Genomic DNA, 13,496 nt, shown 5'->3' on the forward strand with positions numbered 1-13,496 from the left:
CACGGTCGCCGCCCACCGTGGTCGGGCGGCGACCGTGGGCCGCGGGAGGTTTCAGTCGTCGATCTCGACCGTGAGCCAGTTCTCGAAGGAACTGCGCCTGGCCAGGCTCATCACGCCGATGGTGGCACGACCGCCCAGCCCCGCCTCGGGGCCGAAGACATCCCGGAAGAGATCGGTCGCGCCCGATGACACCTTGTGCACGTCCTCGAACTCCGGGGTGCTGACGACGAAACAAAGTGAGCGTACAAGGGACCGCACCCGATTGAGGGAACCGAGTGCCAGACGGATGCCGCCCAGACAGTTCAGGCCGGTCAGCCGGGCGGCCTCGTAGCCCTCCTCGACGGTGAGATCCGCTCCCAGCCGGCCCGGGTGGCGTACGTTGCCGTCCGCGTCGTCCGCGGTGTGGCCGCCCAGGAACAGGAGGTTGCCGCTGATGTGGTGGGGCTTCATCGACCCGTAGTCGCCGCCGTAGTACGGCCGGGCGGAGAAGTCGGGGATGACGAGACCGAGTTCGCGAACGCGGGTCTCGGGATCAGTTTGAGCCATGTGCCTATGCCTTCGAGTGATCACGTGGGCCCTGCCGGTGGGCCAAGATAGTCAGATGGTCCGACCAAGTTGGGCTCATTGTTTGCATGCATTCCCCAGCTGTCAACCCCCGACATGCCACCACGCGCGGTGTGCGGCGGCAGAAGCCGGGGGCGGCGAGGCGTCCGCCCATGCGCGGCACAGCCCCGCGGATCCCCCACCGAAAGCCGCCCCCGCACCCTCGCGACAGCCCCGGCGAAGCGTTCACCACGGACATCCGCCGACACCCCCGCGCACTTCCGCCACGGGCAACGCCGGGCCCGCCGACCTTCGCATCGACCCGACCGCGCCGACGACCACACACGCACGGGGACCTGGTCCACACCGATCGCATCCATCGCAGAACGACCCACTTCCGCACGCACGACGAAATGCGCAGTCAGGAACGGGTTTAAACGATGTTTTCCGTTGTCTCCGGCAGATTTTCAGGCGAGACCGTTGACAAGCGGGGGCGGCGCAGCTCACCTTGGCCGCACGAGGCCGCCATGCCGGAGAGAGCCTCGGGCTCGACCAAGCCGCCCCCGTGTCGTCCCGCACGACGCTTCCCTTCCGCTCTCCCCAGGCGGCCTGTCATCAAGGACTCCCCGTGACTTCTCCACGCCCGGATGCCTCTCCCCCCACCCCGTTGGCCCCACTGGACATCTCCTTCACCGACGACCCTCGTGTGGTCAAGGAAGCCGCGAACGAGGACTACTCGACGCATATCGTCCCGCTCACCTGGCGCAGCGGCCGGCTGTCGCTGACCATGGCCTGGTACGCCCTGGTCAGCGGCATGTTCTACCTGGTCACGGCGGCGACCCTGGCCGTGACCGTGGGCACCGTCAACGCGCTCATCGGCATCCTGCTCGCGGTCGCCTGCTTCGGAGCGGTCAACTACGTCTTCTCCGTCTACGCGGCGCGCACCGGCCTGACGGTGGCCCTGATCTCCCAGCGGGTCTTCGGCTACGTCGGCTCCATCCTCGCGCCGCTCGTCCTGGCCGCGACCGCGATCTACTACGCGGTCTTCGAGGGCTCGGTCATCGCCCACGCACTGCACTCCTACACCGGTGCCCTCAACATCGAGGTCTGGTACGCGATCGCGATCCTGACCAATGTGCCGATGGTGATCGGCGGCGTACGGCGGTGGCTCGACAAGTTCAACGGAGCGCTGCTGCCGCTGTACTGGACCGGTCTGATCATCGTCGTCGTGCTGGCCGTCAGGGAGTACCCGCCGTCCGGCTGGCTGAGCTACACCCCGGATGTCGCCCCGGACCTCGGCGCGCCCGGCTGGCTCTACGCGTTCTTCGTGTACCTGGGCGTGTTCGTGTTCATGATGTACACGATCGACTTCGCGCGCTTCGGAAAGCCGAAGGACGCCCGGTACCACGGTGTCGTCACCTTCGGTCCGGTCTTCTACTTCTTCTGCTACTTCGTCAACGGTCTCATCGGCATCTTCCTGGTGCTGGTCGCGCAGAACGCGGGCTCGCCCACGAAGACGGCCATCGGCGACACCATCGTGGCCCTGATGGGCGCCTGGGGTCTCGGTGTGGTCTGGCTGACCCAGTCACGGATCAACACCGCGAACTACTACGTCGCCTCCACCAACCTGGAGTCCGCGGTCGCCCGGCTCTTCCACATCCGCGTGCCTCGCGTCGCCGCCCTCGCGCTGGCCAGCGTCGTCACTTATCTGATCATGCTGACCGATGTGCTCAGCTATGTGCTCACCGCGCTGGCATGGCAGGGCGCGTTCGTCGTCGCCTGGGTCGGCATCATGCTGACGCACCTGGCGCGGACGCGCGGGATCGACCGGGACGGTCTGCCCGAGTTCCGGCCCGGACGGGTCGCCACCTTCGCGCCCGGCGCGGTGGTCTGGCTGATCTCGTCGCTCACCGGCATCGTGATCCTCGAGAACACGGGCACCTTCGGTACGACCTGGTCCTCACCGGTCACCCTGGTCCTCAGTGTCGTGCTGTACTGGCTGGCCACCCGTAACGCCGGCTCACCGGTGCTGAACCGCGGCCAGGACCCCCGCGACGAGGTGGAAGACATCTGGGAGGCACGCGTTCGCTGCCACCGCTGCGACCACTCGTACATCGCGGCGGAGATGGACCGCGATCCGTCGGTCGAGGGCAGCCCGGCGATCTGCGCCGACTGCGCCGGCCGAAGCAGTGGATTCCGCCGTGCGGCGCTGGCCCAGGCGAGGGCCGCCGGAAGCGGTGCCGCCTCCGCCGGGTCGGCGCGTGCCGGGAAGCTCTGACCTCGGGTCCGGTTCCCGCCAGACCGGTGGGAGGCCGTAGGCGGCCGGTGTGCGGAACGCGGACGGCCGATGGGCCGCACGGTCCGCGGATCGAGCCCGCCCGCGCCGGTCGGGACACCCGGTGACGGCGGCGGGGGCGTCGACCACTTCGGTGGGCCGACGCCCCCGCCGCCACGCCGCCCACCGCCGCCTCACCCGGCCCGCCCCTCCTCGGTGTCCGCCCGGCCGCTCTCCTCCGTATCCGCCCGGCCCCCTCCTCCGTATCCGCCACGCCACGCCGCCCACGCGACCGCTCGCTTCCGGTCGTCCGGTCCGCCGCTCCCCCGCCCGTCGTCGGGCTTCCTGATTTCATTTCCCCTGATTTCATTTCCGGAGTCCTGTCGTGCCCATCGGCCCGGCGTCGCCGGGCGGGCAGAAGGGGGAGCGGTGATCGAGACGGTGTTCCGGGGTGATCAGTTACCGGCGCGGGACCGGTTCGAGAGCTGGCGGGCGATGGTCTGCTCCAGCCATGCGCCCGTCGATGTGTGGACGGACCGCACGGGTGACTTCCGGGCCACGCAGCGGCTACTCGATCTGGGGCCGGTGCGGATATCGGAGTTCGACTCCCCGGAGGTCCGGTCGCACCGTACCGCCAAGCAGATCCGGCAGTCCGACCCCGAGCTCTACTTCCTGTCCTTCGTGCGGACCGGAACGGCCGGGGTCGACGACGAGGAGCGGCAGGCGTCCATCGGCGTGGGCGACATGCTGCTGTACAGCATGTCGCACCCCCACCGGGGAGTGCTCGCGCCGACGCGCCGCACCACCATGATGGAGATCATCCTCCCCAGAGCCCTCGTCCCGCTGCCCCCGGCGGCCGTCGACCGGCTGCTCGTCACACGGTTGCCGGCGCGGCGCGGCACGGGAGCCCTGCTCACCCGGTTCGTCGCCCAGCTCGCGGACGACGCGTCCGCCTACACCCCAGCGGACATCCCCCGGCTGGCGGACGTCACCCTCGATCTGGCGACCGCGTTCCTGGCGCATCACGCGCCCGCTCCGTCACCGGCCGAGGCGCACCCGCATGCGCTGATGCTGCGGGTGAAGGACTTCATCGACCGCCGTCTGGGCGACCCCGGTCTCACGCCTGACCTGATCGCGGCGGCCCATCACATCTCCCTCCGTTCTCTGCACCGTCACTTCCGGAACCAGGGCACCAGCGTCGCCGCCCACATCCGCCGCCGGCGCCTCGAACACGCCCGCCGCGACCTCACCGCGCCCCACCTCGCGGCCACCCCCATCCACACCATCGCCGCGGCCTGGGGCTTCCCCCGGCCCGCCGACTTCACCCGCGCCTTCCGCACCGCGTACGGGCTTCCCCCCAGCGACTACCGTCGTACCGCCCGCGAGAGACGCCCCGAGCCCGGGGACGGATGCTGAACCGGGCGACGGCGAGCCTGGCGGGGCACCCCGTGAACGGCACCCACACGGGCGCCGGTGCGGTTCACAGGGTGGCCCGCTCGATGAGCGCCACCGTCGCACGCGGGTCCTGGACCTGGACGACGAGGCGGGTGTACCGCTCGTCGGCGAGTTCGATGACCACGGCCTTGGCCGGGTCGCGGACATCCCAGAAGACCTGCCCGCCCTTGGTGCGGAAGGTGCCGGCGACGATGACGCCGGGGAAGTGGGTACCGGGCGACCGCAGTCCCTTCGGCTCTCTGACGATGCCGGGATCGATGGTCGCTCCCCGGACGTTGGCCAGAGGGATGACCAGTCGGCTCTTGAGGGCCCAGAACTTGCCGAGCCCTTCGATCTCGACCAGCAGATTGTCGCCGTCGATGCTGACCTGCGCCATGTCGACTCCATGTCCGTAGAGCTGTCGGAGGGTCCGTAGAGCTTCAGAGGGGGGTTCAGTTCCGGTCGAGGCGGTGCGCCAGTGCGGCGCCCGCCCCGGCGAGGGCGTCGGGCGCGGATCCGGCCCTGGCCCGGATCCGGAGCCCGAGGATCGCCGCGGTGAGCGCCGTCGCCACGGCCGTGGCGTCGGTGTGGCCGGTGTCGTCGTCCGTGCGGGCGGATGCGCCGATCGCCCGGTCCAGCGCGTCGAACGCCCGGCTCACCAGGCCGGCCACCTCGGGGTCCGCCGGGGCTCGTTCGACCGCGGCCAGCAGCAGCAGGTCGAAGCTCGCCGCCGTCGCCGGGACGGCGAGGGCCTCGCGCACTCCGTCGACGGGACGCCCGGATCCGGCGACGCGGTCGAACAGGGGGGTGATCTCGGACTCGAGCGACCATCGCAGCGCGGCCAGATAGAGCCCCCGTTTACTGCCGAACGTCTTGTACAGGCTGTTGCGGTGCACACCGAGGTGAGCGACCAGTTCATCGATGGAAGTGCCGTCGTAGCTCCGGCCGGCGAACAACTCCGCCGCCGAACGGACCACTTCGGCCTCGTCGAAACCTCTTGGGCGACCCATGAGACGACCGTAGACAATTAAGGAACGATCAGTCAAGAACAATCGTTCCTTAATTCGGTCCCACGGTCATCGAAGGGGGCGGCTCCGGCGCGGTCGGGGAATCGGGTTCGCGCGTCTGGCGCGGTGCCGACCCCTCCTTTTTCATGGGAAACGGCGCTTTTCACGGGGAACGGCGCACGCCCCGCCCCGGCACGCCCCCAGACCTTCATCACTGCCACGGGAGGTACACCATGACCAGTCCCGGCACCCGCGACACCGTGACGCTCGACAGCGGCGGCGGCCGGAGGATGTACGAGCAGGTGGACAGGCTCCGCGCGGCCGGGCCCGCGGTGCGGGTCCGGCTACCCGAAGGCGTCGTGGCCTGGTCCGTCACCCGAGGCGATGTCATCAAGCGCCTGCTCACGCACCCGGGCGTCTCCCGCGACGCCCGCAAGTCCGTACCCGGCTACCGGCCCGGAGCCGTCGGCTGGCTCTTCCCCTGGGTGGACGTCGAGTCCATGTTCAATGCCGAGGGCCAGGACCACCGCAGGCTCCGCAAACTCGTCGGACCCGCGTTCGCCCCTCGGCGGATCGAGGCCATGCGTCCACGGATCCAGGCCGTGGTCAACGGTCTGCTCGACGCGCTGGAAGCACGGGGCGACGCCGAACCTCTCGATCTCCGGGCCGGATTCTCGCACGAGGTGCCGACCCGGGTGATCTGCGATCTCTTCGGGGTCCCGGCGGAGCAGCGGCCCGCGATGTTACGAAGCTTCGGCGCCGTCGCGGACACCGGAGCCACCGCGGAGGAGGCCGCCGCCCTCAACCAGGACCTGCTCACCCTGGTACGGGCTCTGATCGACGCCAAACGCCGCGACCCCGGTGACGACATGACCAGCCTTCTCCTGGCCGCACGCGAAGAGGACGCGGACCGCCTCAGCGAACAGGAGCTGATCTCGACGCTGTTCCTGATGATCGGCGCGGGCAGCCAGACCGCGATCTCCCTCATCGACAACGCCGTACGGGAACTCCTCACCCATCGCGAACAACTCGAAGCGGTCCTCTCCGGAGCGACCCCGTGGACGGAGGTCGTCGAGGAGACCCTGCGACTGCACTCCTCCGTCATGCATATGCCGATGCGCTGGGCCACCCAGGACATCGATCTCGGCGAGGGAGTGGTCATCCGGACGGGCGAGTCGATGCTGATCGCGTTCGGGGCACCCGGCCGTGACCCCGGCGTCCACGACGATCCCGGCGCCTTCGACGCCGGCCGCGAGGACAAGGCGCATCTCGCCTTCGGGCACGGCGTCCACTACTGCCTCGGAGCGCCTCTGGGACGCCTCGAAGCCGAAGTGGCGCTGCCCGCCCTGTTCGGCCGCTTCCCCGGCCTCGCGCTCGCCGTCGCCCCGGAGCACATCCGGCCACAGCGTTCCTTCATAGGCAACGACATCACCGAACTGCCCGTCCGTCTCGGCCCTCGGTCCCTTACCGCCGACTGACCCCGCCCACGGGGTGACGACAGCGGCCCGACCACGTCTCGGCGACCGGGACAAGGCGGCAGGAAGGACCGCCCGCGCCACGGGACGCGCCCCGCGGCACAGCCTCCCCGTACCGCGCTCCGGGGGCGCCCGGCGCACCCGCGCGACCAGCCCGATCCGGTGCGCGACTCCCCGGCGGGTGGTCGCGTTGGTGTGGCCGTGGGCGGGTCCTCCCGGCCGTACGGTCCGAGGGGTCCGCCGCTCCACGGGGCGCTTGAACTCTCCGCGCCCGTGACCGTCGCCGGTCGACTCGGAAAGCGGAAGTGTGGCACTGCGCGAGACCACCACCACTCCTCCCGGAGCGGACGGCCCTCCCCCGCCCCGGCGCGCATGGGCCGCCCGGCCGGTGGAACGTTCACCCGAGGCGGCCAGACCGTATCCGAAGCCGACGCGCCCGGACCGCCCGGGGCAGGGCCGCCCGGGGCAGGGCCGGCCGTCCTACCCGGCTGGGTCGCCGTGGTGACGGCGTCACGCTTCCCTCCGGGCCTGCGGATGCCGCTCCTGCTGCTGGTCCACGCATGTACGGGTCGGCTTCACCATCAACTGGTATGTGCCGACCGTCTGGGTGGTCCTCACCGACGGCTTCGACCCGGCGGGCGTACCGCTGTACGCAAGGCTGATCTGCTGTGCCGTGGGCGACGACCTCGTCCACGCGCACCAGGACCGCGCCGCCCACGCCACACCGGTGTGCGCTCGTCAGCGGTGCTCCCGGGTGACCGCGGCCGGCCCGCGTCGGCCGGACTGTACACCGCGGCGGTCCGCTGCCCGGCGGCGTACGGAATCGGCACCGCCCCATGAGAGGAAACCCTTCATGAGACCGTTCAGGATCGCCGTGGTCGGAGGAGGCATCGCCGGGCTCGCCCTGGCCCTGGCCGTCCACCGCACCCTGCCGCGTTTCGAGGTGACCGTGTTCGAACGGTCCCGCCGCCCCGGCGAGAGCGGCGCGGGCCTGCAACTCGGGCCGAACGCCGTGGGACTGCTGGAGCGACTCGGCGCGGGGCCCGCGCTGCGCGCGAACGCGTGCCTGCCGGAGAGCCTCGACTTCCTGCACTGGGCCGACGGCACGCGCCTGCTGCGCGTTCCCGTCCGGCCCGGCTACGCCCAGCGCTTCGGCGCGGACCTGCTGGTGCTGCGCCGCAGGGATCTGCACAAGGCGCTGGAGTGGCTGCTTCCGGCCGGGACCGTCCGCCTCGGGGTGCGCTGCACCGGCGTCGAGGAGTCCCCGGACGGTGTGCGGGTTCATCTCGCCGGCGGAACGGCGCGGGCGGAAGAAGCGGATCTCGTCGTCGGCGCTGACGGACTCCGCTCGACGGTGCGCGTCCTGTCGCAACCGGACGCCCACCCCGTCCAGTCGGGCATGGACGCCTACCGCGGGCTGGCGCCCGCCGCACCCGGCGCAACTCCCGGCGTACGGATGTGGCTGGGCCCCGACCGGCATCTACTGTGCTACCCCGTGGACCGAGGACGGTCCCTGAACACGATCGCCCTCCTCCCGTCCGCCGTCGCGGACGCGGGCCCCGCCACGGGAGGCCCGCTGACCGGCGCGGTCGCGGCACGGGCCTTCGGCGGCTGGGATCCCGTCGCCACCGGCGTTCTCCGCGGCTGCCCGAAAGTGTGGCGGCAGCCCCTGTACGACCTTGAGCCGCTGCCACATTGGAGCACCGGCCGTACGACGCTCGTCGGCGACGCGGCCCACGCCATGCTCCCCCACCGGGCGCAGGGCGCCTGCCAGGCCGTCGAGGACGCCGTCACGCTCGCCGCCCTTCTCGGCGATGCCGATCGACTGGGCCTGCCCGAGGTCCTGCGCCGCTACGAGGAAGTGCGCCGGCCCCGTACCGCCCTGCTCCAGGCCCTCTCGCGGGCGACGGGCGCGCTGCTGAGCGGCCCGGATGCCGTTGACCGGCTGGCCCGGCTCTCCCCCGAGGACCTCACCGAGCAACTGGCCCGGGTGTACGGGCACGACGCCCTCGCCCGTACCGATCCGGCCGTGCTGCCCGGCTGAAGTGACGCACACCGTCCGACCGGCGTCCCGAGGGCCGTCCGCCCATGGACTCGGGCGGCTTCGGGGGCCGTCTTGGAACGGAGACGCCGGACCGCACGCCGTACTCTTTCCGGGGCGGCACCGGCTCCCTGCCGGGCCGGTGCCAAGTCCTCTCGGACCGTGTGTGGCGTGGTCCCGCGTTACGACGCGTCCCGCACCCTGCCGGTGAACACCGGCCCGTCCTGGGGATTCCAGGGCCGGTCGTAGGTGATCAACCGCATCTGCAGTGTCTCCTCCGGTTCGCTCACCCCGTCGATGACGGTGGGCACGATCACCTCTGCGCTCACTTCGCCCGCGGGCACGTTGAGCAGCAGGTAGGGACCGGCGACCACTCGCGACAGCGGCCGTGGCGGGCTCGGCGAGTGGGAGAAGTTGTCCTCCACCCACCGCCGTTCGACGTCCACGGTGGAGAGTTCCACGTCGCCGCCGGCCTCCAGGATGTGGAGTTCGGCCTCAAGGATGTCCACATCGGCGACCGTGGACAGCGACACCCGCCAGGCCAGGTTCTGCCCCTCGGTGACCTGGTCCGACACCGGCGTCACGGTGATCCTGGGCATCGGGTCGTCGTCCTCCACGGTCACCCCGCCGTAGTGGGAACCGATCACCGCGCCGCGGATCGCCTTGACGAACATGTTGTACGAGGCGTCGAAGCCGTAGCGGGGGTTGCCCCGCACCGTGACCGGCACGTCGATGACGGTGTCTCCCGGACGCACCGTCACGGTCCGGGACGTGGCCTCGCCCGTGTCCGGCCGGGTGGTGAACAGCCGCACCTGGCCGCTGCCGTGCCCGGAGAGGCGTACCGGAATGCGGTAGGTCCGGACCCCGGAGTCTCCTTCCTGCACGATCAGCCGGCCGACGTCCACGCGCGGCAGGGGGGCGGGGCGGGCCGTCGGGGTGCCGGGCCGCCAGCCCCAGGCGTCCATCAGCCACGCCCGGCCCGACGCGTCGCGCGGGGTCAGCTCCAGGGCTTGGACACGTCTCAGGTCCAGTCCGGCCCGGAGGGCGGCGTAGAGCGGTACCCGGACCTCACGTCCCCAGTAGGACGTGGTCCGGTCGGTGCCGGGCAGTCCGTCGACGGTGACCCGGCCGAGCGTCGCCCGCCGGCCCGAGGCGTCGGCGACCGTGACGTCGATCCGGGTGCCGGTGGTGTTGGGGGGCACGATCATCCGTAGGGCCATGCTCTCGGCGCCGGCCAGGGAGACCGGGCGCGCGGGGCGCACCCGGACCGCGGAACCCGGCTGCGACCACTGCATCGCGACCGCGTGGCGGCCGGGCTCCTGCGGCGTCTTCCAGGCGGCGAAGTGCGGCGACGCCCCGCCCCCCTCGGACGGCAGGCATGCCTGGGCCGGGTCGGGATGCACCTGCGCGCACAGCCGTCCGCCGTCGACGGCGACGGTGGCGTCCGGCAGGAACGCCGGCGTTCGGTTCGCGCCGACGGCGTGGGTCAGCACCCGCGCGGGGCCCGCCGAGGGCGCGCGCCGGTTCGAGCCGTCCAGCAGGGGGCGTACCCGGTCGTCGCCCGCGACGAACAGCCGGGCCGCCGCGGCGATGTACGCGGCGCCGGCGGCCTGTTGCCGCGTGGCGGTCAGGCGGGTTCCGGTGCCCGGCGCGCATACCGGGTCCGGTGCGTCATCGGACCAGAAGTCGTCGTCGGCCGGTGCCTCCGCCTGCCCGGGCGTCCACTCGCTGTTGAAGAAGTTGTGGTTGGCGCCGATCACGTAGACCGCGCTGTGCAGTGCGGTCCCGCGGCTGATGCCGCGTGTGCCGTCGACGTACATCTCGCCCTGAAGGTCGGTCACGTCGCCGTCGCAGCCCGGCAGGATGGTCATGGAGGGCACGTCGGGCGCGGGGTTCTGCCCGAAGGCCGTGGGGGCGATCAGGACGGTGCCTCTGATCCTCCAGCGCGCCGGGCCGCCGTGGCCGTCATCCTCGGCGGGCGGCCGGTAGATGCTGTCGAGCGCTGCCAGGTTGACGCCTTCGCCACCCCGTGAGTGGCCGACCAGCAGCACGCGGGACAGGTCTGCGGGTGACGCGGCGCGGACGGCCGCCGGTGCCCCGGACCGGTCGGCGGCCCACCGCGCCCACTGGGCGAGGTGCAGCCGCACCAGGGACGAACGGGCCTGCGCGCCGCCGTCGTCCAATCTCTGGTCCTGCCCGTTGACGCCGTTGGCGGAGATGGACACCGTCACATAGCCCTGGGAGGCCAGGAGTTCCTGGGCGCGCAGATAGCCTCGGTGGCTCGGCACCGGCCGGGTGCCGGCCGCGCAGGGCCAGAAGCCGCTCTGGTCACCCAGGTCATTGAAACAGGTGTAGTGACGGCCGTGCAGGAAGAGCGCCAGCGGCCGGCGTCCCGGCGCGCCGACCGGTGCGACCACCATGGCCTGCATCTCCACCGGGGCGGGGAGGCCCGGCAGCCGTACCGGCTTCAGGGCGTATTCGTCGCCGACCGTGCGATAGGGGCCGGGGACACCGGGATCGACGCTGTTCGCGGGAGCGGGAACCGCCGGAAGTGACGGCGGGATGAGACGCGGCGCGTCCGAGGCGGCGGCTGCCTCCGCGAGGTCGAGGCGGCGTCCGCCGGCCCTCACCTGAAGGTCTGTCATCGGTCCGGTGCGCACACCGTCGAGTCCCAGGCGGAACGTATGCCGGTCCTGCTCGGCCACCGGCCTGCCGAGGAGCCTGTCCCCGGTGTAGAACTCGACACGGGCATCGCCCATGGGGACCGGGTCGGGCGACGTCCACACCAGATGCTTCGCGGGCCCCGTGCCGGATATCCGCCAGCCCTGCGGCAACCGGCTGTCGGGGCTCCCCGATAAGGCGGAACCTCGGGGTGGTACGGACGGTATGGGTTCGGCGGATCTCTGCGCGTGCGCCTGCGGCGGCGACGCATACGCCAGTCCCGGCGACCCCAGCACCAGGGCCAGTAGCGCCATGGCGGCGGTCGCCATGCGCGGGACACGGATCAAGGTCTTCCTCCTCGTCGATCGGGCTTGCGTCCCAGCGCGCCCCGGGGGGTGTCGCGGGGGCTCCCCCTCACCCGAAGGGCGGCGACGGATGCCCGTGGGTCGTCTCATCGTCGGCGCGCTGCGCGGCAAGTGTTGCACCGGTGATCAGTTGGGCTGATGCGGCCCCCGGCCGAAACACCACGCCCGGCGGAGCCGGCGCTCCGCCGCCCGTCCCGGACCCCGGTGAGCTGCTTCGATGGGCCGTCGTTTCCCACCGGCGGCTGTGGGGGTTCGATGGTGCGACGGATGACCTGAGCGGTACGGATCGCGGCTACAGCGCCTCTTCGCTCCCGTCGGCGGCCCTGTCGGCGGCCCTGGAGGTCTCCGTCCCAACGGAGGCCGGATCGGCCGACGGCGGTCGACCGCGGCCGAGCGCCGGAGGCTCAAAAACGCCGGGGGCGGGCGATGCGGGAATGTCGACGGCACCGGACACCGGGGCGGCGTCGGCGAATACGGAACGGCTGGGCCCGTACGGAGCCGGTGCGTGCCGAGAGCGGCCGGGCGGAACATCAGCGGTGCCTGCTGTCACCAGAGGCGTTGAACCAGTTCCGTTCGGGCGGGGCACCCCGTGCCAGGTGGAGCGTTCCGGCGTCGCGCTCGGGCGTCGCGGTTCGGTGCACGGACGACGGTCGGGGGCCGGTTCGTCCGCGTCTTGGGCGGGCTCGCCGACGGCCAATTCACCCTGCGGCTGAGGGCGGGCGTGGTCGACGAGACATGGGCCGGAATCCGAGCCCGGAGGCTACGGCGGATCCGGCTGCCGGTCCTGCTGGGCGATGCCGGCGACCGGGGCCGACGGCGTCGGTACTCAAGCGCACCCCGCCGGGCCCGCCTACTCCTTGTTGCTCGTCACGGCGATACTGACGCCGAGCCCGATCATCGCGAACCCGCCGGCCCCGCCCACCAGAGCGAGCCGACGCGGTGAGCGTGCGAACCAGCCTCGCGCGGTGGCCGCGGCCAGCCCCCAGGTGCTGTCACATGCCACCGCGATGGCATTGAAGACCAAGCCGAGCAGCAGCATCTGCAGGGGCACGTGCCCCTGGTCGCGGTCGACGAACTGCGGGAGCACGGCGGCGAAGAAGACGATGGTCTTGGGATTGGCCACACCGACCACGAACCCGTCCCACAAGGTGCGCAGTCCGTCACGCGCGGGAGCGTCACCGGTGAAAGCGGCCTGCAGCGACCCGCGTTGGCGCACTGCCTTGACCCCCAGATACACCAGGTACGCGGCTCCCACGAGCTTCAGTGTCGTGAAGATGACGACCGAGCGCTCCACGACGGCTCCGACGCCGAGCGCCACGGCCACGACGAGCACATAGGCGCCCAGTGTGTTGCCCACGACCGTGGTCAGCGCGGCGCGACGGCCGTGAGCCAGGGCTCGCCCGATGACGAACAGCACGCTCGGGCCGGGAATCACGATCAGCAGGAATGACATGGCCGCGAAGGCGAGCAGTCGGTCGGTGGACACCATGAGGGCATCGTAACCACGCCTATGGTCATACCTTCCACCATTTTCTCCTCACCGGACGCAGAACCTCTCGGCGGGACCGCGGGTGCCCGTCGTGCCTTGGATATGGTCAGGGAGACGGTGTCCGTCGTCTCCCTGACCGCCCGACGGCCGCGGCCAGCGGACTTTCCCCGCCCTGGCCGCGCCCGCCGGACCCGACGCGCTGCCCA

At 71.6% G+C, this 13,496-nt stretch carries 9 protein-coding genes; 4 read left to right on the top strand and 5 right to left on the bottom strand.

Going from position 1 to position 13,496, the window contains the following annotated elements; translation table 11 throughout:
• Nucleotides 1–51 precede the first annotated feature (51 nt).
• Nucleotides 52–546 (bottom strand): RidA family protein, encoded by a 495-nt coding sequence (locus ACWEFL_RS05280; protein ID WP_451707679.1) that lies wholly within the window; start codon nucleotides 544–546, stop codon nucleotides 52–54.
• Nucleotides 547–1,171: 625 nt separating this feature from the next.
• Here ACWEFL_RS05280 and ACWEFL_RS05285 point away from each other — a divergent pair.
• The gene (locus ACWEFL_RS05285) at nucleotides 1,172–2,821 is read left to right on the top strand and encodes a purine-cytosine permease family protein (protein ID WP_451707681.1); all 1,650 of its coding nucleotides are present in this window, start codon (nucleotides 1,172–1,174) and stop codon (nucleotides 2,819–2,821) included.
• Nucleotides 2,822–3,247: 426 nt separating this feature from the next.
• Entirely contained in the window at nucleotides 3,248–4,234 is a 987-nt protein-coding gene (locus ACWEFL_RS05290; RefSeq protein WP_451707684.1) for an AraC-like ligand-binding domain-containing protein, read from the top strand.
• A gap of 64 nt (nucleotides 4,235–4,298) precedes the next feature.
• On the opposite strand, the gene ACWEFL_RS05295 is transcribed toward ACWEFL_RS05290, so the two are convergent.
• Both ACWEFL_RS05295 and ACWEFL_RS05300 read right to left on the bottom strand, forming a co-directional pair.
• Nucleotides 4,299–4,649 (bottom strand): hypothetical protein, encoded by a 351-nt coding sequence (locus tag ACWEFL_RS05295; protein WP_451707685.1) that lies wholly within the window; start codon nucleotides 4,647–4,649, stop codon nucleotides 4,299–4,301.
• A 55-nt stretch (nucleotides 4,650–4,704) separates the two neighbouring features.
• Nucleotides 4,705–5,262 (bottom strand): TetR/AcrR family transcriptional regulator, encoded by a 558-nt coding sequence (locus ACWEFL_RS05300; RefSeq protein ID WP_451707687.1) that lies wholly within the window; start codon nucleotides 5,260–5,262, stop codon nucleotides 4,705–4,707.
• A 230-nt stretch (nucleotides 5,263–5,492) separates the two neighbouring features.
• On the opposite strand from ACWEFL_RS05300, the gene ACWEFL_RS05305 reads away from it, so the two are divergent.
• Nucleotides 5,493–6,737: a cytochrome P450 family protein gene (locus tag ACWEFL_RS05305; protein WP_451707689.1), complete on the top strand. Its 1,245-nt coding sequence runs from the start codon at nucleotides 5,493–5,495 to the stop codon at nucleotides 6,735–6,737.
• An 850-nt stretch (nucleotides 6,738–7,587) separates the two neighbouring features.
• Nucleotides 7,588–8,778 carry an FAD-dependent monooxygenase gene (locus ACWEFL_RS05310; RefSeq protein ID WP_451707692.1) on the top strand — a complete coding sequence of 397 codons (1,191 nt, stop codon included), beginning with the start codon at nucleotides 7,588–7,590 and terminating at the stop codon, nucleotides 8,776–8,778.
• Nucleotides 8,779–8,957: 179 nt separating this feature from the next.
• Here ACWEFL_RS05310 and ACWEFL_RS05315 read toward each other — a convergent pair whose 3' ends face one another.
• Nucleotides 8,958–11,765, bottom strand: coding sequence for a hypothetical protein (locus ACWEFL_RS05315; protein WP_451708101.1), 2,808 nt, complete (start codon nucleotides 11,763–11,765; stop codon nucleotides 8,958–8,960).
• An 886-nt stretch (nucleotides 11,766–12,651) separates the two neighbouring features.
• A complete protein-coding gene (locus tag ACWEFL_RS05320) occupies nucleotides 12,652–13,290 on the bottom strand; it encodes a LysE family translocator (protein ID WP_451707695.1) in 639 nt (212 codons plus the stop codon).
• Between the last annotated feature and the right edge of the window lie 206 nt (nucleotides 13,291–13,496).

The organism is Streptomyces sp. NPDC004838 (assembly GCF_053600955.1).